This window comes from Cytobacillus sp. MT66 (assembly GCF_058792595.1).
Genome location: NZ_JBXAFB010000001.1, coordinates 420,885 through 446,493, shown reverse-complemented (window position 1 = coordinate 446,493; position 25,609 = coordinate 420,885). Strand labels below are relative to the sequence as shown.

Annotated in this window: 22 protein-coding genes; 18 read left to right on the top strand and 4 right to left on the bottom strand. The window is 40.3% G+C overall.

Annotated elements, in window-relative coordinates; translation table 11 throughout:
• Positions 1 to 65: 65 nt before the first annotated feature.
• Both AC1Q59_RS02150 and AC1Q59_RS02145 read right to left on the bottom strand, forming a co-directional pair.
• Positions 66 to 851 carry a cell wall hydrolase gene (locus AC1Q59_RS02150; RefSeq protein ID WP_492364124.1) on the bottom strand — a complete coding sequence of 262 codons (786 nt, stop codon included), beginning with the start codon at positions 849 to 851 and terminating at the stop codon, positions 66 to 68.
• A 242-nt stretch (positions 852 to 1,093) separates the two neighbouring features.
• Positions 1,094 to 2,779 carry a methyl-accepting chemotaxis protein gene (locus AC1Q59_RS02145; protein ID WP_492364123.1) on the bottom strand — a complete coding sequence of 562 codons (1,686 nt, stop codon included), beginning with the start codon at positions 2,777 to 2,779 and terminating at the stop codon, positions 1,094 to 1,096.
• A 522-nt stretch (positions 2,780 to 3,301) separates the two neighbouring features.
• Between AC1Q59_RS02145 and AC1Q59_RS02140 the strand changes: the two genes are divergently transcribed.
• Positions 3,302 to 3,415 carry a putative holin-like toxin gene (locus AC1Q59_RS02140; RefSeq protein WP_492364122.1) on the top strand — a complete coding sequence of 38 codons (114 nt, stop codon included), beginning with the start codon at positions 3,302 to 3,304 and terminating at the stop codon, positions 3,413 to 3,415.
• 237 nt (positions 3,416 to 3,652) lie between these two features.
• On the opposite strand, the gene AC1Q59_RS02135 is transcribed toward AC1Q59_RS02140, so the two are convergent.
• Positions 3,653 to 4,120 carry a CBO0543 family protein gene (locus tag AC1Q59_RS02135; protein WP_492364121.1) on the bottom strand — a complete coding sequence of 156 codons (468 nt, stop codon included), beginning with the start codon at positions 4,118 to 4,120 and terminating at the stop codon, positions 3,653 to 3,655.
• 278 nt (positions 4,121 to 4,398) lie between these two features.
• On the opposite strand from AC1Q59_RS02135, the gene efeO reads away from it, so the two are divergent.
• From efeO to AC1Q59_RS02050, 17 genes are all read left to right on the top strand, one after another.
• A complete protein-coding gene (gene efeO, locus AC1Q59_RS02130; RefSeq protein ID WP_492364322.1) occupies positions 4,399 to 5,247 on the top strand; it encodes an iron uptake system protein EfeO in 849 nt (282 codons plus the stop codon).
• Between the two features lie 5 nt (positions 5,248 to 5,252).
• On the top strand, positions 5,253 to 6,524 hold the full coding sequence (efeB, locus tag AC1Q59_RS02125; protein ID WP_492364120.1) for an iron uptake transporter deferrochelatase/peroxidase subunit: 1,272 nt from the start codon (positions 5,253 to 5,255) through the stop codon (positions 6,522 to 6,524).
• A 106-nt stretch (positions 6,525 to 6,630) separates the two neighbouring features.
• Positions 6,631 to 8,367: an FTR1 family iron permease gene (locus tag AC1Q59_RS02120; protein ID WP_492364119.1), complete on the top strand. Its 1,737-nt coding sequence runs from the start codon at positions 6,631 to 6,633 to the stop codon at positions 8,365 to 8,367.
• Between the two features lie 394 nt (positions 8,368 to 8,761).
• Entirely contained in the window at positions 8,762 to 9,853 is a 1,092-nt protein-coding gene (locus AC1Q59_RS02115; protein ID WP_492364118.1) for an SGNH/GDSL hydrolase family protein, read from the top strand.
• 167 nt (positions 9,854 to 10,020) lie between these two features.
• Positions 10,021 to 10,449: a hotdog family protein gene (locus tag AC1Q59_RS02110; protein WP_492364117.1), complete on the top strand. Its 429-nt coding sequence runs from the start codon at positions 10,021 to 10,023 to the stop codon at positions 10,447 to 10,449.
• A 2-nt stretch (positions 10,450 to 10,451) separates the two neighbouring features.
• Complete coding sequence (locus tag AC1Q59_RS02105) at positions 10,452 to 11,756, top strand: sigma-54 interaction domain-containing protein (protein ID WP_492364116.1); 1,305 nt, start codon at positions 10,452 to 10,454, stop codon at positions 11,754 to 11,756.
• 178 nt (positions 11,757 to 11,934) lie between these two features.
• The gene (locus AC1Q59_RS02100) at positions 11,935 to 13,089 is read left to right on the top strand and encodes an acyl-CoA dehydrogenase family protein (protein WP_492364115.1); all 1,155 of its coding nucleotides are present in this window, start codon (positions 11,935 to 11,937) and stop codon (positions 13,087 to 13,089) included.
• A gap of 18 nt (positions 13,090 to 13,107) precedes the next feature.
• Positions 13,108 to 13,509 (top strand): hotdog family protein, encoded by a 402-nt coding sequence (locus tag AC1Q59_RS02095; protein WP_492364114.1) that lies wholly within the window; start codon positions 13,108 to 13,110, stop codon positions 13,507 to 13,509.
• 18 nt (positions 13,510 to 13,527) lie between these two features.
• Entirely contained in the window at positions 13,528 to 14,328 is an 801-nt protein-coding gene (gene menB / locus AC1Q59_RS02090; RefSeq protein WP_492364113.1) for a 1,4-dihydroxy-2-naphthoyl-CoA synthase, read from the top strand.
• A gap of 33 nt (positions 14,329 to 14,361) precedes the next feature.
• Positions 14,362 to 15,993: an AMP-binding protein gene (locus AC1Q59_RS02085; RefSeq protein WP_492364112.1), complete on the top strand. Its 1,632-nt coding sequence runs from the start codon at positions 14,362 to 14,364 to the stop codon at positions 15,991 to 15,993.
• Between the two features lie 29 nt (positions 15,994 to 16,022).
• A complete protein-coding gene (locus AC1Q59_RS02080) occupies positions 16,023 to 16,769 on the top strand; it encodes an SDR family NAD(P)-dependent oxidoreductase (RefSeq protein WP_492364111.1) in 747 nt (248 codons plus the stop codon).
• Between the two features lie 216 nt (positions 16,770 to 16,985).
• A complete protein-coding gene (locus AC1Q59_RS02075; protein ID WP_492364110.1) occupies positions 16,986 to 18,146 on the top strand; it encodes an acyl-CoA dehydrogenase family protein in 1,161 nt (386 codons plus the stop codon).
• 2 nt (positions 18,147 to 18,148) lie between these two features.
• Complete coding sequence (locus AC1Q59_RS02070) at positions 18,149 to 18,928, top strand: enoyl-CoA hydratase/isomerase family protein (RefSeq protein WP_492364109.1); 780 nt, start codon at positions 18,149 to 18,151, stop codon at positions 18,926 to 18,928.
• Between the two features lie 178 nt (positions 18,929 to 19,106).
• Positions 19,107 to 19,718, top strand: coding sequence for a PadR family transcriptional regulator (locus tag AC1Q59_RS02065; RefSeq protein ID WP_492364108.1), 612 nt, complete (start codon positions 19,107 to 19,109; stop codon positions 19,716 to 19,718).
• Entirely contained in the window at positions 19,719 to 20,981 is a 1,263-nt protein-coding gene (locus AC1Q59_RS02060; protein ID WP_492364107.1) for an MFS transporter, read from the top strand. It abuts the gene before it with no gap.
• Positions 20,982 to 21,218: 237 nt separating this feature from the next.
• Complete coding sequence (gene ssuE / locus AC1Q59_RS02055; RefSeq protein WP_492364106.1) at positions 21,219 to 21,782, top strand: NADPH-dependent FMN reductase; 564 nt, start codon at positions 21,219 to 21,221, stop codon at positions 21,780 to 21,782.
• Positions 21,783 to 21,980: 198 nt separating this feature from the next.
• Positions 21,981 to 23,315, top strand: a complete 1,335-nt coding sequence (locus tag AC1Q59_RS02050) for an LLM class flavin-dependent oxidoreductase (RefSeq protein ID WP_492364105.1) — start codon at positions 21,981 to 21,983, stop codon at positions 23,313 to 23,315.
• A gap of 108 nt (positions 23,316 to 23,423) precedes the next feature.
• On the opposite strand, the gene AC1Q59_RS02045 is transcribed toward AC1Q59_RS02050, so the two are convergent.
• On the bottom strand, positions 23,424 to 25,394 hold the full coding sequence (locus AC1Q59_RS02045; protein ID WP_492364104.1) for a sigma-54-dependent Fis family transcriptional regulator: 1,971 nt from the start codon (positions 25,392 to 25,394) through the stop codon (positions 23,424 to 23,426).
• Positions 25,395 to 25,609: the final 215 nt, after the last annotated feature.

Genomic DNA, 25,609 nt, shown 5'->3' with positions numbered 1-25,609 from the left:
AAAATCCCTCTATCGGTCCGATAGAGGGTATGAAAAAGGAGAAAAGAAATGAGCGGGAGCAGAGATTAATTTTTAAATACATGCTGCCCAATCACAGCAGTTGTTGTTCTTGAATCTAACCAGCGGCTTGTGGCAATCTTAGGGTTGTAAAAAAACACTGAATCTTTAACGATATCTCTATGCTCAGATAGTGCGGCATAGACAGCATCATAGGCATCTTCATCTGCTGCTTTGTTAATTTGTCCATTCGCTACTGGCTGGAATTGACCAGGCTGATAGATGACATCTCTAACGGTATTTGGAAACTTGGGGCTTTCCAGTCTATTTAAAACAACAGCAGCTACAGCAACTTGTCCCTCAAAGGGCTCTGTGTTAGCTTCTGCTCGGACAATTTTTGCTAATAGGTCAATGTCGGACTTCGAAAGTTTTATATTATTATCTGAACTTATTGGTTCAGCTGCTTGTTTAATAGATGCTTGGGTACTTTTTTGAATTTGCGAAGCTGCAGTATTACTTTCAGGTTTTGGAGGCAAAGCTTCCTCGTGATCGCTGGCACTCGGCGGAACATTGGATTCTAAGAGCCTAATATTTTTATAGCTGAATTTTTCTATTAATTCTTCGGCAGTAGGATTATTTGCTTCTGTGTTAATAGTTGTATTAATAGTCTGACCTTCATAAATAAGATCAAGATCTTTGATTTGCGGGTTGGCTTCTGCTAATTCCTCTAGCGTTAATCCGTGTTCTACGGCAATCTCTGACATGGTATCACCATCCCCAGCTGTATAGGCATACACGGGTACAGCAAATAAAAGTGAAAGTAGAAATGTTACTCCATAAATTACTTTTTTCAAAATAATATTCCTCCTGGCGGGTTTTTTATTAGGTAAACTTTTATTTACTCTATTTCTATGTGGAAAAAGGAAGAATAGTATTACAGTTTTTTTACATAGGTATTACAATTTGTGATTAGTAGAAAAAGATGAAGGCATCCTTCTTGGGAATGCAGAAGCGGGAAAGTAGGGGAGAATTAAAAAGAACTGCCTTTTCTTCTTGATTAGGGCAGTTCTTCTTGTGATTGAATATGTACAGTGCATTAATAGTTTAGTTTAGCTAATGACTCGGATAAATGAGTCAATCTATTGCCTATTTCATTATGCTTCATCATTTTTTGTGCCTGCTTTTGTGAAGCTATTTGCATTTGTTCCGCACTGGCAGCTGTCTGCTGGGAGATGGAGACGAACTCCTCTGCTGATGATTCTATGGCAGGCAGATTTTTGTTGAACTTTTTTAGTTCAGCCTGAGATAGTCCAATCATTTCACTGACAGCATCTATTTCGGTCATCAGCAGATCAAATGATTGTCTGCTTTCTGAAGCAATTTGCAGATGTGCTTTGAATTTATTAAACATAGCCGTGTATTCATCCGATGCTTTCACAGAAATAGACTCCATTTTTTCAATCGTCTGCTTAATATTTCCAGTGGCTGCTTCCGATTGCTCTGCCAATTTTCTAACTTCATTGGCCACGACGGCAAATCCGCTTCCAGCCTCGCCTGCACGTGCAGCTTCAATGGCGGCATTAAGGGACAAAAGCTTAGTTTGGGAAGCCATTTGCTGAATTAGATTAATGATCGTTGCAATAGACTCTGAATGCTGTTTTACTTCATTAACCGTAGATGAAACACTTTTAACCTCTAATCCAAATTGATCTAATGCCAGCATGAGTTCTTTTAAATTTTTTTCACCAGTGCTTGCAGATGTATTCATTGAATGGGTTTTATTCATTGCCTTTTGCATATGTTCGTTGATCGCACTGATTGATTGTTTCATATTTTGGAACATTTTAATGCTGTTGTCAGAACTGGCAGCCGTTTGCCCCGCCCCAAGCTTTACCACCTCAATGGCTTCCATTAGATGATTGTTTTCCTCAAGTACCTCTCCGGAAAATTTCTTAAGTTCCGTACCCGTTTTTGATAAATCTTTTGTTGTCGAGGAAATTTTGTTCAATAATGAGCTTATTTGTTCGATCATGGCTTCAAAGCTTTTGATTAGGGAGATGATTTCCGGTGTTGATGTTTTGGCATTGATTTCTACGTCTAATTTTCCATTCCTTGCTTCTTTCATGACCTCTCTGAGTTTTGACAGCGGTTTAGTTAGATTTCTAACCAATAAAATAATAATCACTGAGGTAATAGTAAGGCTTAATAATGCCACAATGGTTATGTATTTAGCCATATCATTGATTTCCATTAAGTAGAGCTTTTGCGGAATGGCAATCGCATAGATCCCTTTGAATTCCTGAATCGACTGAAAGGAGATTGTAAACTGCTCCCCGTTAATCTCCTTATGAAGGAGCCCATCTTGCTTTTTGCGGATTTCCTCTTGGATGGGTTTGGGAAGTTTTATCGAACTATTTTTGCTGATTTTGAAGGGAACAGCCTCTTTTTCACTGATTAAAAAGAAATTCCCTTGCAGCCCATCCTTTGCAAGCTCTGCATCCTGCCTTTTAATCACTTGCTCCATTTTAGCATTAAATTTTTCTTGATCACCAACATAAATAAGCATTAAATTCTGTGCCAAATCATATATCGTTCTGACTTCCTGGGTCATCCGCTGCTCCATAAACTGAATCGCATTTTCTTTGGACTTATTATAAGAAATAAAGGCAACCGCGGAAACAGTCAGCAGAAGCAGACTCAGCATGAGTATTAAAATTCTTGATTGCAGCGAAAACCTTTTTAAAAAACTAAACCATTGATCTTTGAACTTTAATCTAGACAAAAATAGGTCCCCCTTCCTATGACAGATTTATTATGCCAAAGAAATATTAAGGGATTGTAAATAGGGGGTAAGGGTTTTGTGAACAAAAGCCAAGGCTGATTGAGTTATGTTAACTAATACGATTTGAAAGGGTGAACAGTTACCGGGAATGCAGGGCTATGGGGTTTGAGGGAACGCAAGCGGGTGAACCGTGCCCGAGAGTGTGAGTTTTCGAGGTTTGAGGGAACGCAAGCGGGTGAACCGTGCCCGAGAGTGTGAGTTTTCGAGGTTTGAGGGAACGCAAGCGAGTGAACCGTGCCCGAGAATGCAGATTTCCAAGGTTTGAGGGCACGGAACAGGCTGAACGATGCCCAAGATAGTATATTTTTCCGCTGTAAAGGCATGGATCACATAATCATATTGGAAATAGAACGTATGTTTCTATTTTTCTGGTTAAATATAGAAAAATATGATAATATGAAACTAGCAGCTGCATGTAGCGGATGGGCGGTTGGCACTCCCTAGTGAGAGGGGGTGTTAAAAGTGGTGACATATGAAGCATTAAATATGCTGCTCCAATTTGGCATTTTTCTGGCATCGGCATTGGCAGCTATCATCGCAATGATTGCACTTGTCACCAATAGAAAAAAGAAGTAATTGCCCGCCGCTCCTCCAAAGTGTTGGGAAATTACTTCTTTTACTAAGTCTGCCTAACCAATTGGTCAGCCGCTTATGCTGCGGCATGCAGTTGTTTAGGCTGAGCGTATCCTTCGCTCAGTCATTTTTTTATTAATCTCATTATAAGTGAAAATACCTAGGTTTGCAATTATTAGCAAAATGGATGCAAGATGTTCATCATTGATTTGTCTCCAATACCTGCTGATAGTCTGCGAATCAAGCACTTTTTTTCACCAGCCATTTGAAAAACTTATAATGCAGCACTAGAAAATAAATGAGGAATGGGTAAGATAAAGCGGAATACCCTATATTCCATTCATTATAGGAGATAAACCTAAATTTAAAGGCTGCATATTCTAATACCAATGTAAGGATCGTTGCTGCTAATAGGTAGCCTATTTTCCATTTAATTGGCCTATGGTAAGGGTAGAGATTTAATACAATGATACTGGCAGAAAAATAAAAAATGACTTGTCCAAATAAAGGAGGAAGTTGAATTCCGGGCTTATCCAGCACATATAATTTGTATTTCAAAGCCAAGATTGAATCTACAAGAAGTCCGAACAATGTAGCGAACAGTGATGTCACGTAAATCTCATAGGTTTTCATTTTTTTAGGGATAAAATAGGCAATAAAAATCAATATTATGCTTGTCATTACTACAAAAATCGTTTGTGGTTCCATACATATTCCCTCGCTAATAAAATACACAAATCCTCTTTATATCATTTAATCACTCTTAATACTCCAACGAATAGGTTATGATCCCATATTACTTTGCCTGGAACGAACAGGACTTTTTCCTTAAGAGAATTCCCATATTATTCGTTTTGTACACGTTTTTTTCTAAAAGTCAATTAAATTGACTTAAATATCGTACATATTCTCTTGACACTATAGTTGATAATGATTATCATTACTAATATAGTTTTTAATATAAAGGTGGTTTTAATGTGAAATACATAAAATTAGTTTCGGGGTCATTTCTTCTTGCAGGGGGTCTTTTAGCTGGATGTGCGAGTGATGATACTGTGAAAGAAGAACCAACGCAAGAATTGCAAACTGCAGGAGCCGATTTAGCTAAGGAACAAGAAGCTTATAAAAATTTTGCGATGGAACAGATTGATCAGTTCGTTTTAAAAACAGGTGAATTTGTTCAAGCGGTACAAGACGGAGAAGTTGATAAAGCGAAAGCTCTTTATGCCCCTGCACGAATGTTTTTTGAACGCTCAGAGCCTGTTGCAGAAAGCTTTGGAGAATTAGATCCCCGAATTGACGCTAGATTAGCAGATATTAAGGAAGAAGGAAAAGGGGAAGAGGAATGGTCCGGCTATCACAAAATTGAATATGGTCTTTGGGAAGAAAACACAACAAAGGGATATGAAGAAACAGCAGCACAATTATTAAACGATACAAAGGAGCTTCGGGCAAAAGTTGAAACGGTGGAAATTACCCCTGAGTTAATGATCACTGGGGCCATTGATCTTCTAAACGAAGTGTCTACTTCGAAAATATCGGGTGAAGAGGAAATCTATTCACATACAGATTTATATGATTTCAAAGCAAACATTGAAGGTGCAGAAAAAATTTATGAGATTTTTAAAGAGAAACTGAGTAAGAAAGATATGAATCTAGTTGAAACACTTGAAGGCCGTTTCCAAACGATCAACAATCTTCTTGCTAAATATGAGGATGGAAATGGCGGGTATGTTTCCTTTGAAACACTTACACCAGATGATACGAAGGCATTGTCAGAAGCTGTAGATCAATTAGGTGAACCTTTAAGTCAAATGGCCATTGTTGTGGAGTGATTAAATTGACAGCAGAAAGAACGCAATCCATTTTAGAAAAAAAAATTACACGAAGGGATATGTTAAAAACCGCGGGTGTGGGCGGCATGGGGCTGCTTCTCGGAGCCTCAGGCATGGGCGGTGTGTTAACAGCCATGGGTGCTCAGCCATTTTCTGATGACAATCCATCGGCAAAGAATAAAGTCAACTTCTATGGTCCCTATCAATCTGGCATTCTTACCAAAAATCCAGAGCATGTTTATTTTGTTGCGTTAAATGTGACAGCAAAATCAAAAAATGAGCTTAAAGAGCTTTTTCAAGTTTGGACAGAAGCAAGTGTACGAATGATGAACGGAGAAATGAAAGGAAATTCCGATAATACCTTGCTGCCCCCTCACGATACCGGGGAAACAGAAGGACTGGATGCCTCCCGCCTGACCCTAACCTTTGGTGTTGGACCAAGTCTTTTCGAAAAACCAGAGCTCGGATTAATGCACCAAAGACCAAAAGAACTAAAGGATCTTCCGCATTTTCCAAAGGATCAGCTGGATCCGCAATATGTTGGTGGAGATCTGTGTATTCAAGCATGTGCAGATGATCCCCAAGTCGCATTCCATGCAGTAAGAAATCTTATTAGGGATGCAAGAGGCCAGGTGACAATGAAATGGGCTCAAACAGGGTTTAACACCTATCCCGTCAAAAAGGGAAAAAAAGAAACACCGCGAAATTTATTTGCCTTTAAGGATGGCACGGCAAATCCTAATGTAGATGATAAAAAAGAAATGAATGATGTTGTCTGGATTCAGCCTGGGGAATCAAAAGCCTGGCTGACTGGAGGTGCGTATTTGGCTGTAAGAAAAATCCAAATGCATCTCGAAACATGGGATCGTACAGCTTTAGGAGAGCAGGAAGCCGCATTTGGCCGCCACCGTGATAGCGGTGCCCCGCTTGGCAAATCTAATGAATTTGATTCCGTAGAGTTAGACCGAATGGATGAGAAGAATCAGCCGATTACTCCTGCTGATTCGCATGTTTATTTGGCTAAACAAGTAAAAGACCGGATCTTGCGGAGATCGTTTTCCTATTCAAATGGCATTCGGCCGGATACCGGTGCCTTTGATGCAGGATTGGTCTTTATCTCCTTTCAAAAAAATCCTAATCAATTTATTAATATCCAGAACAGCCTTGGCAGGGCTGATAAATTAAATGAGTATATCACCCATCGCGGCAGCGGACTTTTTGCCTGTTTCCCAGGTGTAAAAAAAGGAAGCTACCTTGGTGCCGCCCTTTTTGAATAATTGAATGCAGGCAGACATGGTGAATTTGCTGAGATCACGGCTGCCTCTTTTGCATTTCACCAGAGCCTACTTTTAATTCCAGCCTTATATGAGGAGCTTTATAATAATGAAAAAATTGTTATGTATTCTTTCTCTTCTATTTATCCTGCTGCTGCCACTTAGAATATCTGCAGCAGAGGAGAGCTATAGCCATTTGTTTATTTCTGTCGGTGATGCAATTATGAATGGAAAAGCGGAAAACTGGAGTGAGGTTGAAACCGCTTTGCAGACATTGACACGGGATTGGCAGGAAAATAATAAAAGTGATATAAACGAGGAAAAGCTAGTTGACAAGTACATAAAGGAAACGCAAGAAGCTGTAAAAGAGAAAAACAAAGATGTACTTTTGAAACAACTATCCAATCTCTCAAATGCCCTTGTTGCCTACGAAAAAGCGATGAATCCCGTTGATAAGGCTGAACTTAGAAATGAATTTAAAACAAAGGTCACACCGGCGCTTACGTCTCTTCAAGAAGCAATTAGAGTGAAAAATGCGGAAGAAATGAATGCTGCTTATAAAAAGCTTTTAACGGTGTGGACAAAAAATGAAGGAATCGTTCGTGACCAAAGCATTGAATATTATGGTCAAATAGAAACACAAATGGGATTTTTGCGAATCGCTATTTTAAAGGAAGATAAAAGCTATACTGAGATTCAGAAACATTTCACAGGACTATCTGACACCATGAACAGCTTTGCTTCCGGAGCTGTGGCAAAGACGAAAAAAAAGGAAAATCATTCCTTGCAAACATTAATTGATTTATTAGACCAGGCTATCTCAAATCTGGATCAAAACCATTACGAAAAAGCAATTGCCGCCCTGGAGGAGTTTTTAACCGTATGGCCAACGGTTGAGGGAGAGGTACAAACAAGAAATGGTGCTTTATATAAGGAATTAGAAAATAATATCCCGATAATCGCCGGAAAACTTTCAGCGTCCAACACAGACCCTACACTGAAAGATCAATTAAAGGAATACAAACAGGAGCTTTCTCTGCTGCAAAAGAAGAACTACACAGTCTGGGATGCAGCTTTGATCATGCTTCGAGAAGGACTTGAGGCTTTGCTGATTGTTTCGGCGCTTATTGCTTTTTTACGAAAGACAAATCATAGGCAATATGAAAAATGGATCTGGCTTGGAGCATCTGCAGGAATTTTACTTAGTGTTCTGGCTGCCATTGTCATTAATTCTGCCTTCTCATCTGCGATGGCAGGGGCAAATAGAGAAATTTTAGAAGGCACAACAGGGATCATCGCAGTTATTATGATGCTTGGTGTCGGAGTTTGGCTCCATCAAAAATCACAAATTCAAGCATGGAATAAATACATTCAGGCTAAAGTGGGGAAGGCGCTTTCGACAGGCAGTGTTATCACCCTGGCATTAATTAGCTTCCTTTCAATTTTTAGGGAAGGGGCAGAGACACTCATTTTTTATGGTGGAATGGCTCCATCGATTTCTGCGGAAAAACTGGTACTGGGCATTGCGATCGCTTTAATAATATTACTTGGATTTACTTGGCTGCTTATCAGGTACAGTACAAAAATTCCGATGGGGACCTTCTTTAAGGGTGCAACCATGCTCATTTACCTAATGGCATTTAAAATTCTTGGCGTAAGCGTACATGCCCTGCAGCTGACAAGCGTAGTTGACACGCATTTAATCAGACATATCCCTATAATTGATATCATCGGATTTTTCCCAACTCTAGAAACCATTATCCCTCAATGTGTGTTAATTGGCATTATGGTTCTTGCTATGCTGGCGGTGAAAAGAAAGCAAAGGGCTGTGACCCCAGCTAAATAGGTATCCACTTCACAAAATATAAAAGAGACCTTTTCATTCTGACTAGAATGAAAAGGTCTCTTTTTTCAGGAGTGTCTAAATAGTGGTTGTGATGATCCATTGACTTGTAACAGATTAAAGTATTGGCCCCGCCTACGCCGAATACCATGATGGCCACATATGCCATCCACCTATTTTTATTATATTTGAAAGCGTTTTCATTTTCAATAAAAAACGTCCAGCAAATATCGACAAAGTTCTTCTTAACCAATTATTTGCAGCGTCTTCACTGGTTGTTTGCAGCTTCTGTCGAAATTCTATGGTTCTATTTGATTGTTTTTTCCTATTTTCATAATGTAAAATAGTAGAGAATTGGGGGAATATTCTTAAATTATTACGAAAGTAGGGGTTCTTTTTGTCTAAACCACTTGTAAAAATTCTATTTGTCCTAGCACTTTTAGTTGGCATCGCCGGTCAGCCAATTACTAGTCTAGCGGCAGCAGAAAAGAATGTTAATTATGTCAGCCTTGGTGATTCCTTGGCAGCAGGCCAAACACCATTTAAGACAATTGGAAAAGGCTATCCGGATTTTATTGCGGAAAACTTTCAGCAATTGGATGTTTTGAATTCATTTGTCCGGGATTATGCAGTATCAGGCTATACAACATCAGATGTCCTTAATGATATCACCAATAATGTAACCAAAGGGGACAATGCTGGTATTCAGGCTGTTTTGAGCCAAGCTACCCATGTGACACTGGATGCTGGTGCAAACGATATTTTAAAAAAGCTTGCAATTGATAAAGAAAAGATGAGTATTTCTTTTGTTGAGGACGAAGTTAAGCAAACACTTGGCGAAGTTCAGGAAAATCTTGTGCAAATTATCACCGCAGTGAAAACATTAAACCCAGACGCAAAGCTATACATCATGGGCTATTACAATCCATTCCCGCATTTGCCGGCTGAAAACCAGGCTGTGCTTGGACAAGCTTTGAAGACATTAAATGCTTTAATTGAGCAGGTGGCTGTGAAATCAGGATCTGTATACGTTTCCACGGAAGACGTTATTGGTGAAAATATTGCCTATCTGCCAAATCCAGAAGATATTCATCTAAGCGAGGATGGCTATAAAGCACTTTCTGAACTTTTTTGGAACGTGATGAAGCCAAGTGACGCGGCCGAAGAACCAGCCGAAAAGCCTGCAGACAAACCTGCTGCAAAGCCGGCTAAAGAATCCAAGGCCGTATACTGGGACGGCATGTTATTGAAAAAAGGTCAGACTGGCAGATTGGTAATCGAGAAGCCTATTAATCTTTGGAAACGTGCAGATGGCGAGCTTCAATTTGTGAGAGTGTTAAAACCGGGAGAAGTATACCGTGTGTATCGTTTCGATCAGGAATACGGTGGCCAATACGGGCTTGGCGATGGATACTATGTAACAAAGATCAATGATTATGTTATCTACCAGACGCCATCTAAAGAAAAACTGCAGCAAGCAGCACAATAATTCATTAATCAAAAAGATCCGCCATTTTGTATAATTGGCGGGTCTTTTTTAATAACTTAAATATTTAGAATATTCATTACGTAAGGTATAATGAGAATATCTTAAGATGTTAATAGAATTGGATATTTATACGGATATTTTTCAACAAAACAGAAAGCAGGGTTTATATGAATACTATTGAGGATTTTTTTATTGGCCAGATGGCAAGGCTGCAGCGTAAATTTACCGATGAAGATGTAGATAAGTGTAAGGAATTAACAAAGGATTATAGTGCTGTATACAATCCAGACCATGATGTCTGGAAAAGTAACTATCATCAGCCAATCGTGCCTGGTCTGCTGGCTGAAGGACTCATTAATCAGGTAATCTATGAAAGGCTTCCTGGCCGTGCCTCCATTTTGCTGCAAAAGGAATTGGTTTTTTATCATCCTGTTTTTGTTGGTGATAGTATTACAGCAGAATTGGAGATTATGGATATCAATAGGGATAGGAATTGGATTAGTTTAAAAGTGACTTGTTTTAATCAGGACCTGAAGGAAGTGATTAAAGGACAAGTTGTTATATGTCTTCTAAATTCAAACGGATTAGGTGATTAAATTTGAAGAAATCCATGAATCTGGTTGATGGAGCCGCAGGTTTGGGCTTTCTTGAGTTCGATTTAAGCGGAAGGCTTGTTAAAATAAGCTCCGACTTTTGTGATTATTTTTCAGTTAACCAAAACGACCTCCTAGGTGCCCCCATCCATGAAATGATTCAAGATTTAAATTACCGGAAACAGAAAAACGTTTGCTTTGGCAAAATTCTAGGCTACTCCTGTCTATTAAGAGTAGAAGAAAGGGATACAAGAATTTTCCATATACTTGTCCGTCATGATGAAATAGAGTATTCCGACATGGTCTCTTTTGTCAATTCGATTTCAAAATTAAAGAAAAGATCAAGTCGGCCAAACCGCTATGGATTCGATGGAATCATTGGGGAAAGCTATTCGATCAAACAAATTAAAGAACTGGCCGCACGAATTGCAACGAGTAATTCAACCGTACTGTTAACGGGCGAGAGCGGTACAGGCAAGGAATTGTTTGCACAGGCAATACACGGACTAAGTGCAAGAAAACACCATCCATTTGTGGCCGTCAATTGCGCGGCAATCCCAGATGAACTATTTGAATCGGAGCTATTTGGCTATGAAGCCGGTGCTTTTAGCGGGGCAAAAAAAGATGGGAAACCAGGGAAAATTGAATTAGCCCAGCACGGTACTCTTTTCCTTGATGAAATCTCGGAACTTCCCTTACAAGCCCAAGGAAAGCTCCTGCGAGTATTGCAGGAAAGAGAAGTGGAGCGGCTAGGAGGGACCGGAAGCAAGTACGTTGATATAAGAATTATTGCCGCGACAAACCGTGATTTAAAAACATTGGTTAATGAAGGGAAATTCAGGCAGGATTTGTTTTACCGCTTATATGTTTTTGATTTAAAAATCCCTTCTCTAAGGCAAAGAAAGGATGATATTCTTCCATTAGCCCATTATTTCATTGATTACTTCAATGAAGAGTTCGGTCTACAGGTAAAGTATATTGATCCAAGTCTGCAAAAATGGCTTTTAGAATATGAGTGGCCGGGTAATATCAGGGAGTTAAAAGCCTTTATTGAACGGGGGATGAATATTGTTGAAGGGGATACCTTAAGACAAACTCCTTTTTTTGCAGCATCACCAGAGAACTTCACTTCATCTTCACAAGATTATTCTCCAGTCAAAACCCTTAAAGACGAGGTCGAAAATGCCGAGATCCATGCGATTCAGCGGGCATTAAAGGAGACAGGCGGAGATCGTTCCACGGCTGCCCAACTATTAAACATCCATATCGCAAGCCTCTATCGAAAGATCGCAAAATATAAAATACAGTAACTTTTTTTAATGCGCACATTGTTTCTTCAATGTGCTTTTTTCAATCTCGCAATCTTAATTCTAATTTTTGCGAATGATTCGCAATAATGCAAAGTTATTAAAAGATATCCCTTAAATGATCACGCTTTGTTTTGGCACGCTTTTTGCAATATTTACTGTCAGAAGGGAGGAATTTACGATGTTAAATTTTTCGTTTACAGATGAACAAGAGCATTTTCGGAAAATGTTAAAAGAATTTGCCAAAGAAGAACTTCTTCCTAACTATATGAAATGGGATCGTGAAGGCACCATGCCGAGGCATCTTTGGAAGAGACTAGGGGATTTAGGTGTAACAGGCCTTAGAATTCCTGCGGATTATGGCGGCAGTGATGCCGATTGTGTAACAACTGGCATTGCTGCAGAAGAAATCGGCCGTGGGGATTTTAATCTAACTTATGCGGTGATGCTGAATGCACTAATTGGTGAAATCATAACGAATCATGCAAGTGAAGAGCTAAAGAATGAATGGCTGCCAAAAATAGCATCGGGCGAAAGTATCATCGGTATCGCCATTACAGAGCCATCCGCTGGTACAGATGCTGGGGGGATCAAGTCAACAGCTGTACATAAAGGCAATGTCTATGTACTGAACGGTGAAAAGTCTGGAATCAGTGTGGCAACGATAGGAGATGCTTTTTTAATATTTGCTAAAACTAACCCTGAATTAGGCAATCGCGGGATCAGTGCATTTATCGTCCCTTCAGACCTTCCTGGCGTGGAATGCAGAGGTTATGAAGATATGGGAAATGTTCCTGTAAGCAGGGGATCCATTTATTTAAATGATGTAGAAGTGCCTGAAAAAAATTTAATTGGCCTTGAAAATAAAGGATTTTCACAGGTTATGAATGGTTTTGACCTCAGCCGTTTATTGATTGGCCTGCAATGTGTTGGTGCGGCTATGCAAAGTCTCGAAGAAACCATTGAACATGTAAAGGTGAGACATACCTTCGGGAAACCGCTTGCCACCTATCAGGGTGTTTCGTTCCCGATTGTTACACATTTTTCTTCATTAGAAATGGTCAAGTGGCAGGCCTATCGCGGGCTATGGCTGCGTGATCAGGGAATGAAGCATTCTAAAGAGTCTGCTTCTGTTAAGTGGCTGGGGCCAAAATACAGCCGAGAAGCGATTCACGAATGCTTATTACTGAATGGCCATTATGCCTATACGAAAGAAATGCCGCTCGAACAGCGTTTGCGTGATGTCATTGGACTGGAAATCGGCGACGGAACGGCCCAGGCAAATCAGATGGTGATTGCCAAAGACATCATAGGCAAGGAATTCCGTTCCTATTAGCATGGGCGGTTCATTCATATGAAAAAAGTGGAAGAGGAATTTTTTATCGGGCAAATGGCTGTGATAAACAGAGAATTCACCTTGGATTTCGTCGAACAAAGCCTGCACGTAATAAGTAATTATAACCAAATTTTTGAAAAAGTATTAAGAATGAAGGATGGCCTGCCAATTGTGCCGTGGTTCTTAGCTGAAGGATTGGTTATTGAATTGCTTTATGAAGAGTTTTCCGGATACCAGCTATTAATGATGCAAAAGGAATTATTGTATTTAGAGCTTGTATATATTGGCGATACGATAACGGCTGAGATTGAAGTCATTGATATTAATGAAAAGCGTAAATGGCTAACAGCAAAGGTTCTTTGCAGGAACGAGAGAGAAAATGTTGTTATTAAAGGGCAAATTGTCCTGCAAATTCAATAAATCTAGGAGGCTATCAAAATGGAATTAACAGATATTCTTTATGAAAAAGACAATGGGATTGCAAAAATTACAATTAACCGCCCACACGTATATAACGCATTCCGGCCAAAGACGATTCGTGAATTAATTGGTTCTTTAAGAGATGCATGGGATGATAACAGGATTGGCGCAGTTATTTTAACAGGGGCCGGCGATAAGGCATTCTGCGTAGGCGGCGATCAAAAAGAAAAAGGTGATGAAGGCGGATATGGTTATTCAGGCGGGCTGGCCGGAGGAATCGGGCTTGAGGTGGAGGAGCTCCAGTTAACCATCCGCAACATACCCAAGCCCGTCATTGCAGCCGTTAATGGATATGCTATTGGCGGAGGCCATGTCCTTCATGTGGTTTGTGACTTAACGATTGCGGCAGATACAGCGAAATTTGGCCAGGCCGGTCCAAAGGTTGGAAGCTATGATGCAGGTTTCGGCTCTGCCTATCTAGCCCGTATCGTTGGAGAAAAGAAAGCAAGAGAAATTTGGTATTTATGTGAACAATACACAGCACAGGAAGCAAAAGAAATGGGGCTTGTTAATAAAATAGTCCCTGCAGATCAGCTTCAGCAGGCGGCGATGGAATGGGCTGAAAAAATCCTGCAAAAAAGCCCTACAGCGATTAAAATGCTGAAATATTCTTTTAATGCGGACAGTGCAAATATCCAGGGGATCACACAGCTTGCTATGGGCAGCTTGGCCATGTTCTACAATACGGAAGAATCTGCCGAGGGCAAACATGCATTCTTGGAAAAAAGACCGGTAGATTTTAATAAGTTTAGAGGTTAAAAAAACATAATGGTCAATGGGGAGGAATGGGAGTTGAAACTAGAAACAATTTTAACAAAGGAATATGTTGAACGTTATCAATCACAATGGCCAAATCGCACCATTTTGGATTATTTAGATGATGCCATTGAAAAACACCCAGATAAAATTGCCATTATTGATCGGAAAAGCAGATATACGTATCGCGAACTTGAGAAGCTGGTAAATCGAGTTGCTTTAGGCCTAAATGAAATAGGTCTGGGTAAGGGGGATGTCATCTCCCTCCAGCTGCCTAACTGGACTGAATTTGTCATCCTGCATCTTGCCATTACAAAAATTGGAGCTATCACCAATCCGTTGATTCCATTTTATCGTGACCGGGAAATTGGCTATATGGTTGGTTTAGCAGAATCAAAGATGATTGTCGTGCCAAGCCGCTTCCGCAATTTCTACTATCCCGAAATGATTCATCGATTAATGGAACAGTGGCCAGCAATGGAGCATGTCTATGTCATAGGCGATGATGTTGCAAATGGAATGAAATCATTTTCCTCTTTAATTGATGTGCCATGGGAAGAAAAGAAAGATATCAATCTTCTCAATGAAATAACTCTTGATCCAAACGACATCACACAAATTATCTTTACTTCGGGAACCACCGGCAATCCTAAGGGGGTTATGCATACCCATAACAGCCTTTGTATAGCGGCTCAATATTGGAATGGCCGCCTTGGCTTAAATGCTGATGATGTGATGTTTATGGCTTCCACTGTTGCTCATCAAACCGGATTTGTCTATGGGGTTCGTGCACCGGTTCAAGCAGGCGGCACAGCTATTTTTCAAGATATGTGGAACCCAAGGGAATTTGTCGACTTCATTGAAAAAGACAAAGTAACGATTACCGCAGGTGCTACCCCATTCCTAAGAGATTTTATTGGGCAGGAAGGATTAGAAAACTTTGATCTTCGTACACTGAAAATCTTCGGTGCATATGGTGCGCCTATACCAAGGGCACTAGTTAAAGAGGCAAGGGAAAGGTTTACTTTTAATATTTTAGCAGGATGGGGACAAACAGAAAATGGATTGGTTACCTTAACAAACTTGGAAGACCCTGAAGAAAAGCTCATTGGTTCAGATGGCATTCCTTTTACGGGCATGGAGGTAAAAATTGTGGATGAGGAAGGGAATGAATGTCCTCGAAACCAGGAAGGGAATCTTCTATCCAAAGGCCCTGCTCATTTTGTTGGCTATTTAAAACGCATGGAGGATACGCTTAAAGAGTTCAGCGGCGATTGGTTTATGACAGGTGATCGTGCCACTATGGATGAAGATGGCTACATCCGAATCACTGGGAGAAGCAAAGACATCATTATACGCGGCGGAGAAAATATCCCAGTTGCCTATATTGAAAATATCTTATATGAGCATCCGGATATTTCCGATGCCCAGGTTGTCGCGATGCCGGATCCGAGGCTGCAGGAAAAAGCTTGTGCGTTTATCAGCATGAAGGCAGGTAAGACACCGCTGACATTAAAAACATTACAGACATTTTTAACCGATAAAGGGGTGGCCAAACAGTATTGGCCTGAACATGTGGAAGTTATTGATGATTTTCCGCGGACACCAAGCGGAAAAATTCAAAAGTTTCGTCTGCGTGAGAAAATTAAAGAATTGGTAAAAGAATAATATTAATGAGGAAAACGGAGGTTGAACATATGTCAGAACGTATTGCATTCATTACTGGAGCGGGTAGAGGAATTGGCCGAGAGATTGCGAGAAAATTAGCCTCAAATTCTTTCAAAATCATTGTTACCGATGTTAATCTTACCAATGCAGAAGAGACCGTTGCGCTGATTAAAGAAGAGGGCGGTGAAGGAACGGCAGTTTACTGTGATGTAACAAAATTGGAAAGCGTTCAGGAGGCAGTAAAAACTTCATTGGAGCGTTACAAAACCATTGATGTATTGGTCAATAACGCCGGATGGGATAAAATTGAGCCATTTTTAAAAAGCGAACCGGAGACATGGAAAACGGTTATTAATATTAATTTAATGGGGCAAATTCATACGTGTAAGGAAATACTACCTCATATGATCGAAAATGGCTATGGAAAAGTCGTCAATATCGCCTCCGATTCCGGAAGAGTCGGCTCAAGCGGTGAAGCCGTCTACTCTGCTGCCAAAGGCGGCGTCATCGCTTTTACAAAAACATTAGCCCGAGAGATGGCCAGACATAAAATCAATGTCAATTGTGTAGCACCTGGGCCGGCAGACACACCGCTATTCCAGGAAATTGGCTCCTATAATCAAGGGATTGCGGCTGCTCTGGAAAAAGCCATCCCGTTCCGCCGCCTGGCACAGCCAAGCGACATTGCCGGAGCAGTAGCCTACTTCGCTTCAGAAGAAGCAAACTACGTAACCGGCCAAACCCTATCCGTTAACGGCGGCCTAACCATGTGTTAACAAGTGGCGAATGTCTTCACCGCGTTAAACCACCGGGGGACAGTCCCCCACCCATTTACCGCATTAAACCACCGGGGGACAGTCCCCCGGCACGTTAATGCGGTAAATTTTAAGAATAGTCTGCTAAATTTATAGAGTTATAGAGGAATTTACCGATGGGTCTAGAATGGAAATAACAAAGGTCTTTATGTACATAGGAGAAAGGGGATGTGCAAAATGAATTTTGAACTTTCTGAGGATATCAAATCTCTTAAACAAGGAATCCGTGATTTTATTGATCATGAGGTCGATCCGAAAGCGATGTTAATCGAAGAAACGAATGAAATTCCTGAAGAAATTATGGAAAAATCGAAAAGAATGGGATTGTTTGCTCTTAGTGTGCCAGAAGAATATGGTGGATTGGGGTTAAGCATGGTTGGCAAATGTGCAGTGCTTGAAGAATTGGGCAGGACACATAATGGCTACACAACCGTTATTGGCGGACACACCGGTATCGGCGGTGTCGGCATCGTTGAGATGGGGAACGAGGAGCAAAAGCGAAAATATTTGCCGGACATGGCTTCAGGAGAGAGAATCGGAGCTTTTGCTTTAACGGAACCAAGTGCCGGCTCACATGCGTCAAATTTGAAAACGACGGCTGTGAGAAAAGGCGATAAATATATTTTAAATGGCAGCAAGCATTATATTACCAATGCGCCGATTGCGGATATCTTTACCGTGATGGCCGTAACTGACCCATCGAAAGGGGCAAAAGGAATTACTTCTTTTATCGTTGAAAAGGATTTTCCAGGGTTTAAAGTCGGAAAGATTGAAAAGAAGATGGGTCTGCATGGCTCCCATTCTGCTGAATTATTTTTTGAGGATTGTGAAGTTCCGGCGGAAAATGTATTGGGTGTGGAAGGCCAGGGCTACGTCAATGCATTAAAGATATTGGCAAATGGCCGTGCGGGGATGGCTGCCAGAAACCTGGGATCCTGTGATAAGCTCCTTGAAATGTCGCTCGATTTTGCCCATATGCGAATCCAGTTCGGCAAACCGATTTTTGAACAGCAAATTATCCAGCATTACTTAGCGGAAATGGCATTAGAAACAGAGGCTTTAAGATCAATGACCTATCGTGTTGCCTGGATGGTAGACCAGAAAATCAATGTCATCAAAGAAGCTGCGATGGTCAAATTACTTGGCTCGGAAACCTATAATCGCATTGCGGACAAAGCTGTACAAATTCATGGAGGCATCGGCTATATTGCCGAGTACCCGATTGAAAGGTTTTACCGTGATGCGCGAATTACAAGAATTTACGAAGGTACTTCAGAAATACAGAAAAATATAATCGCGGCCCAATTGCACAAGAAATATGAAAAAGCGAGGGTATAACATTGGACTATACAAATATTTTACTGGAGAGGGAAGGGAAAATCGGCGTTATCAAAATAAACCGTCCCGAGGTGCGAAATGCATTAAATGGCCAGACCGTGAAGGAGATCTCTTCAGCCTTTGAAGCCTTGGAGAATGATCAGGAAATTGGGGTCATTGTGTTCACGGGTGCAGGTGAAAAAGCCTTTGCCGCTGGAGCAGATATAAATGAACTAAAAAACCGCGGTGCTTCCGAAGCCCTTCCCATCAGCTATTTATCAGAGATCTATCGCCGAATCGAAAACAGCAAAAAAGCCACGATTGCGGCGATTAACGGATATGCATTAGGAGGCGGCTGCGAACTAGCAATGGCCTGTGATATCCGCGTGGCCTCTGAGAACGCGAAAATAGGTCTCCCAGAATTAAACTTGTCCATTATTCCAGGGGCAGGAGGGACGCAGCGGTTAGCCAAAATTGTCGGTAAAGGCAGAGCCATGGATATGATTTTAACCGGTGAATTTATTTCAGCGGCTGAAGCCAAGGAAGCGGGTCTTGTAACCAAAGTTGTTCCACAGGACGAATTATGGGAAGCAGTAAAGGAGAAAGCAAGCATTATTTTAGCCAAAGGACCACTCGCGGTACAATTGGCTAAAATGGTCATTAATAAAGGTTTTTCTTCCGATATGGATACAGGATTAATGATAGAAAGTCTGGCGCAGGCCGTCCTATACGGAACAGATGATAAAAAAGAAGGAACCCAAGCCTTTCTTGAAAAAAGAGCACCCATATTTAAAGGGAACTAATGTTATGCAAAGATGCAATATGAAGACTGCCGACAGCACTAAGCGGCAGTCTTTTTTTATTTATTGGACAAGAAAATGAAAGTTTTATAAATTTTCAGTTGATTTTTTACCTTTTGCAACATATCATAATGATATATCAACTTGATATATCAAAGCGATACAAGGAGGATACAAAAAAGTGTCAATTGAACATTCCATTCTTGCTGTATTAAGCTTTTGGCCGAGTACAGGATACGATATTAAAGCCGAGTTTGAACATAAAGCCGCTGGTTTATACTGGGGAATGAGCTATGGAAGCATTTATCCGAAATTGAAAAAGCTTGAAGAGGAAGGCTTTATTTATCCGGTTGAACAGGAGGAAGAGGGCCGCAAAAAAAAGCTGTACGAACTCACACCAAAAGGGTGGAAGGAATTTGAAAATTGGCTTCAGTCTCCACCGGCCTACCCGGTTGTTAAAGATGAATTATTAATGAAGATGTCAACCTGGCACGAAGATATAGATAGTTCTGTATTAATCAGCCATTTGCAAAAGAGAAGAGATACGACGAATGACTTACTTGAATTTGTTAAAGGCTGGTCAACAAATGGTTTATCATATGTCAGTGATTATGGCATGCTGGCGATTCGCTACGCAGAAATACGGCTGGAGGCCGATTTGAAGTGGATTGAAGAATCAATCATTGCTTTAGAAAAAAATCAGCTGCCACATGGACAGGATTTAAGCGGAAATACGCCAAAGCGGCTGACAAGGAGAAGAGAATCTATTCAGGAGGAAGAGGGGAAATCATAGATGAAAGCTGGTATATTTGCACCTGTCAAATATCGGCCGTTTCGCTCACTATTTGGTGCACAAGTTTTTTCTGATATTGGAAATTGGCTGGATTTAATAGCCTTACAGGTAATTGTAGCCTATCACTGGGGATTGGATGAAACAGCGATTGCTGCGGTAATCATTGTGCTTGGACTGCCTTGGGTTATTGTAGGTCCGTTAGCGAGCGTGCTAGTTGATCGCCTGCCCAAAAAACAAACCATGATTGCCTGTTTATTATTACGGATGGTGTTTGTAGCGGGGCTATTTTTTGCGCCTAACCTTGCTATACTTTTAATCTTTGTATTCTTAAAAGGCACAGTCGCAGCTATTTATGACCCAGCAAGGCAAAGCATGATTAGGCACACGATCCCTGATCAGCTTCTTCCTGAAGCGGTCACGCTGAGCCAGCTTTCATCTAATACCATGAAAATTCTTGGTCCTGCACTAGGGGGAGGAGTCATTGCTTTATTTGGTGCAAAAAGTCCCTTCTTATTCGAGGCTGCAGGGTTTTTTATCGCCATCTTATTTTTACTTACGTTGCCTAATGTTGCTGATATGGATGCCGATGAGCAATCAAAAAATAAAAAAGGACAGTATTGGAGCGAACTCTCAGAAGGAATCAGGCATATATCCCGTACCTCATTACTAAAAACAGCCGTGATCCTATCGTCTGTCGCGTTTTTTATTATTTTCTTGTATGATGGCCTCTTTATATTCATTGCTCAAAATCTGGGATTTACAGCAGGAAATTTTGGAGTGTTGATTAGTGCTGTAGGCCTTGGCAGCGTGGCTGGTTCTTTTTTGATGGGGAACTGGACGAAATGGAAACAAAAGCCAATTCATGTTATGGCAAGTGCGTCCCTATTTAGCGGTTCTTTCATTATTCTCATCGGTCTTGGCAGCATGGGGATTATGACCCTTCCTCAAGTTTATTGGGTAATTGGTGCGTTTTTTCTCGGTTTTATGGGATCTGGAGAAGCTGTTCCATACGGCTTTCTATTACAGGCTGAAACTCCAAAACATATGATGGGGAGGGTATCCGCAGCAGCGACCTCTTTGCAGACCTTTTCCATGCTGATTGCCCCTGCAATTGGATCGATTCTTGCCAAGTGGCTGAGCACATCAATCGTATTAATAGGAGCGGGAGGGGCCACCTTTGTAATGGGAGCAATTGTCCTTACTCTTGTTGTCAGAAAAATAAAAGCCGCCTCGCCTGCCCTGGAAAAACAGTTTGAAGCTTAATTTGTGAAATACTAACCGTAACTTCCTAATTAAATTTATGAATAATAATGCATGAAAAACATAGAGCTGCCGATTAAAAATGTGTACACATGATCAGGCAGTTCTTTGTGCTTGCATAAAATAAGAATGAGTGATATCTTCATTTGTATAATTCTGAAATTTCAGAGAGGTGGGATTTTGCTGTAACCACTTGTTATTTATTATATCGGTGCACGCGATTGAAACCAATTAGGAGTGATGATTTTGACAAAAGTAGCCATTATTTCTGGATCAAGTTCTGTCCACTCACGTTTGAATGGAATTGAGAATGAGGTAATTTCCTTTTTGAAAGAAAACGATTTTAGTATTGAGCAAGTAAGGGTCATCGATTTACCATCTGAAGACTTAATACATGCCAAATATGACAGCGAAGAAATTAAAAAAACCAATAAAAAGATAGAAGAAGCGGATGCGATCGTTGTCTTAACCCCAGTTTTTAAAGCAGCCTATTCTGGTGTCTTAAAAGCCTATCTTGATTTATTGCCGCAGAAGGCATTTGTTCATAAACCAATACTCCCGATTGTCATAGGTGGGAGTCCTGGCCATTTGCTGGTCATTGATTATGCGCTGAAACCAGTATTCAATGCCCTAGGTGCAACAATTACTTTGAAAGGTGTATATGTCATTGATTCGATGATAGAAAGATTACCTAAAAATCAATTTAGAGTGGATGTGGACGCGAAGGAAAGGCTCCATGAAGAATTGTCCATTCTTGTAAATCTTTTAAGGAATGGCAATCATTTTGCAAGTTCATTGAATTAGGATAAATAAATAATAAAATTTAGTGCGTCTATAGTAGTTTGAAAAATTGCCCTTTTTAGATAACTGAATAGGCATGAAGGAAAATTCTGCTATTATTTGTTGGATGATATCCAGGTAAATTGGTAGGTATTATGTGATTAATAATCATATGTTGATAGGGTAATCGCAATATATATTGGAGAAATGGGGGAGAGTGTTATGTCAGAAAGACAAATGAATTTAGGTGTATTCTTAATGGGTTCCGGCCATCACATTGCTGCATGGCGGCACCCGAATACACCCCAAGATGGGTTCGAAAATATCGATTTTTACAAGGAACTGGCAGAGATTTCTGAAAGGGGTAAGCTCGACATGCTGTTTATCAGCGACGGATTATCGATCACTGAGGAAAGTCATCCGTCGGAACTGATACGATTGGAGCCTCTGACATTAATTTCACATCTGGCAGGAGTTACTGAAAAAATTGGAGTGGTTGCTACAGCTAGTACCACGTACAATGAACCTTTTAATCTAGCACGGAAATTTGCATCGATTGATCATATAAGTAAAGGGCGGGCAGGCTGGAATATTGTTACGTCCTATTATGAAAATGATGCGTTGAATTTTAGCTTGCCGAATCATCCAGAACATGATGAACGATATGCGATCGCCGATGAATTTGTTGAGGTTGTCAAAAAGCTTTGGGATAGCTGGGAAGAAGACGCTCTCACTCGAAATAAAGAGAAAGGTATTTATTTCGATAAAAACAAATTACATATTCCTAATCATAAAGGTAAGTATTTCAATGTAAGAGGACCTTTAAATGCTTCCCGTCCAACTCAAGGGTATCCAGTATTGATACAGGCAGGTTCATCACCTAGAGGAAAGGCATTTGCTGCTAAAACAGCTGAGGTTATTTTTACAGCTCAGCAGACCATTGAGGAAGCGCAGCATTTTTATCGTGATATTAAAAACACTGCCAAGGAATACGGAAGAGACCCAAATCATATTAAAGTCTTACCTGGTGTATCCCCAATTGTCGGCCGCACTAAGGAAGAAGCATTGGCGAAATTTGAAGAACTGCAAGATTTGCTTCCTGAAGATATCGCTTTGGCATTTTTATCAGACTATTTAGGCGGGTTAGATGTGTATCAATTTGATTTGGATCGTGAATTACCTGAAGTCATCCCAGCTACTAACGGGAACCAAAGCAGGCGTCAATTAATCATTGACCAAGCACGCCGTGAAAAATTAACCATACGCCAGCTGGCTAAAAAGGTAGCAGGTGCACGCGGGCACCGGTTTATATTCGGTACGCCGGAAGAAATCGCGGATCAAATGCAGGAATGGTTTGAAAATGAGGCTTGTGATGGTTATAATTTGCTATTCCCTTATTACCCAACCATGTTTGAGGAGTTTGTTGATCAAGTGATTCCAGTATTGCAGGAAAGGGGCCTATTTAGAAAAGAGTATACAGGAAACACTTTAAGAGAGCATTTAGGTTTGCCCATTCCGCAATTTAGGACAGATTCTTTAGTTAAAACCGATAAATAAATTGATAAAATGCTGATTCTTAAATTGGAATCAGCATTTTTTGTATCAAACACATTAAAATATATACTAAAATTTTTGCTTAATTAAAAAAGGGAGCTGTGCCAAATTCTATATTTTTAAAATATCATGCTCATTTAAATTATATTTCTTCAGCTTTCGATACATAGTGGAGCGGGCGATTTTCATTTCTTTGGATACAGCCGATATGTTCCAGCCTGTTTCGATGAGGAGTTTTGTGATTTGTTCTTTTTCAGTTTTTTCTATTGGAGAGTAGCCAAGCTGTTCCGCTTCATTTTCTATATTAAAATGCTTTTTTTTCAAGCAGGCCAAATATTCCGGCAGGTGACTGCGGTCGACAATACTGGAGCTGCTGAAAATAACAGCATGCTCGATAGCATTTCGCAGTTCTCTGATGTTGCCGGGCCATGAATAGTTCATAAAAAAATGAATGGTTCGGTCAGTCAAACGGATTGGCGCTGATTTCCCGTATTTTTGTGCGAATTTATCTAAATAGAAGTTGCTGATTGGAATGATATCCTCTTTTCGGTCTTTTAATGAAGGAATCTTAAAAGAGATGACATTGAGCCTGAAGAACAAGTCTTTTCTAAATAAGCCTTCCCTCATCATGTCTTCAAGGTTTCTATTAGTTGCTGCGATGACTTTTACATCAATCTTTATCGTCTTTGAGGAACCAAGGCGGATAATTTCCTTCTCTTGGAGTACCCTTAGTAAATGTACTTGTAAATCGACAGGCATTTCTCCGATTTCATCTAAAAAGATCGTCCCGCCATTTGCTTCCTCAAATTTGCCGCGTTTTCCTTCCTTTTTTCCGCCAGTAAATGTTCCGCTTTCATAGCCAAAAAGCTCACTGCTTATCAGTTCTTTCTGAATCGCGCCGCAGTTAATTGGAATAAACGGCATATTTCTTCTGGAACTCGCTTCGTGAATATACCTAGCAATCAATTCTTTGCCTGTTCCAGTTTCGCCAGTCAGCAGGACAGGGGTATTAACCGATGCCACATGCTGACATTTATGTAAGATGCTTTTAATTTCTGCGGACTCTCCAATAATTTGATATTGGTTTGAACTGTTCAGCAGGGGGATAATCTGGCCGCATTTATTTTTAAAAATAGCTGCGTACCCAATTTCTTCATTATTATATAAAATGGGTTTTGCACTAATGAATTCAAACCCATCTGTTTCAAAGGAGCTGTCTGGTTTATGAAGCAGCATCTTTATTTGGGAGTAAGGGTTTTCAATAGGCCTCATTTTTTTCAAGTTTAAGGTGTCTATTAAATCTTGATCACCATTGACAAGAACATATTCGTCACTAAAAACTAGCACCGGATGATCTTTCCATTTGGTTTTACAATGATTGTAGTATTCTTCTAGCTGCCAGTATTTCTTCTTATACATCAAAAGCATCTCTTGTTCAATAATCTGTGCGAGGGAAACCGCTAACCCGAGTGTGTGTGGCTGTGTGCTTGGCCAGAGACCAGTGAAATCAATAGCGCCAACAACCTTTTTTGTATACGGATGAAAGATAGGTGAGGATGAGCATGTCATTGGGTGGAAACCTTCGCAAAAATGCTCGGCAGAGAAAACTTGAATGGGCTTTTTGGAAACAATACTCGTCCCTATAGCATTTGTTCCTGCCGCACTTTCACTCCAATCCATTCCCGGTGAGAAGTTCACTTTTTCTGTTTTTCTAATAATGTCTGGTTCACCTTTTAAATAGAGCATTTTACCGTTTTCGTCATTTAATGTGATGAGGTAGCCCGTTCCAATTAATTTGTCGTAAATATTATCAATAATCGGTTTAGCAGCAAGATAGAGGTCGGATTCCGATAGAAGTTTTTCTAATTCTAGTGAGGTGAGTGCTGTTCGGGCTTCTTTTTGCCCTGGATTAAGGCCGATAGACTGGCACCGGCTCCAAGAAGAAAGAATTTCATTTCGTATGGCATCTTGCAAATCTTTCGTATTGCGGTTGGAGATGAAATCTTCCCATGTCTTTCTTAATTCACCTGCCCTATTTCGCAGATTACTTGTGGATATTATGGAAAGAAACGGATTTTGCAACGTGCAAGACCTCCCTAAATCAGATTCGGATAATTTCTACCGAAAAAAATGATCCTAGTTTAAGAGGTATTTAGATAAATTTTACAATTTTTAAAAATTCTTTATATTCATAATATTAGACTACCCCTTAGGCTAAATCAACATTCAAAAGGACTGTTTTATAAAAAACATTTGTAGCGCTACAGGTGTAGCGATTCACTACACTCCATTTAATC

What these genes read in the sequence shown, in the direction of transcription:
- AC1Q59_RS02135 (WP_492364121.1), bottom strand. Translation starts at nt 4,120, where the DNA reads ATGGAACCACAAACGATTTTTGTAGTAATGACAAGCATAATATTGATT.
- AC1Q59_RS02120 (WP_492364119.1), top strand. Translation starts at nt 6,631, where the DNA reads ATGAAAAAATTGTTATGTATTCTTTCTCTTCTATTTATCCTGCTGCTG.
- AC1Q59_RS02110 (WP_492364117.1), top strand. Translation starts at nt 10,021, where the DNA reads ATGAATACTATTGAGGATTTTTTTATTGGCCAGATGGCAAGGCTGCAG.
- AC1Q59_RS02100 (WP_492364115.1), top strand. Translation starts at nt 11,935, where the DNA reads ATGTTAAATTTTTCGTTTACAGATGAACAAGAGCATTTTCGGAAAATG.
- AC1Q59_RS02095 (WP_492364114.1), top strand. Translation starts at nt 13,108, where the DNA reads ATGAAAAAAGTGGAAGAGGAATTTTTTATCGGGCAAATGGCTGTGATA.
- menB (WP_492364113.1), top strand. Translation starts at nt 13,528, where the DNA reads ATGGAATTAACAGATATTCTTTATGAAAAAGACAATGGGATTGCAAAA.
- AC1Q59_RS02080 (WP_492364111.1), top strand. Translation starts at nt 16,023, where the DNA reads ATGTCAGAACGTATTGCATTCATTACTGGAGCGGGTAGAGGAATTGGC.
- AC1Q59_RS02075 (WP_492364110.1), top strand. Translation starts at nt 16,986, where the DNA reads ATGAATTTTGAACTTTCTGAGGATATCAAATCTCTTAAACAAGGAATC.
- AC1Q59_RS02060 (WP_492364107.1), top strand. Translation starts at nt 19,719, where the DNA reads ATGAAAGCTGGTATATTTGCACCTGTCAAATATCGGCCGTTTCGCTCA.
- ssuE (WP_492364106.1), top strand. Translation starts at nt 21,219, where the DNA reads ATGATTTTGACAAAAGTAGCCATTATTTCTGGATCAAGTTCTGTCCAC.
- AC1Q59_RS02050 (WP_492364105.1), top strand. Translation starts at nt 21,981, where the DNA reads ATGTCAGAAAGACAAATGAATTTAGGTGTATTCTTAATGGGTTCCGGC.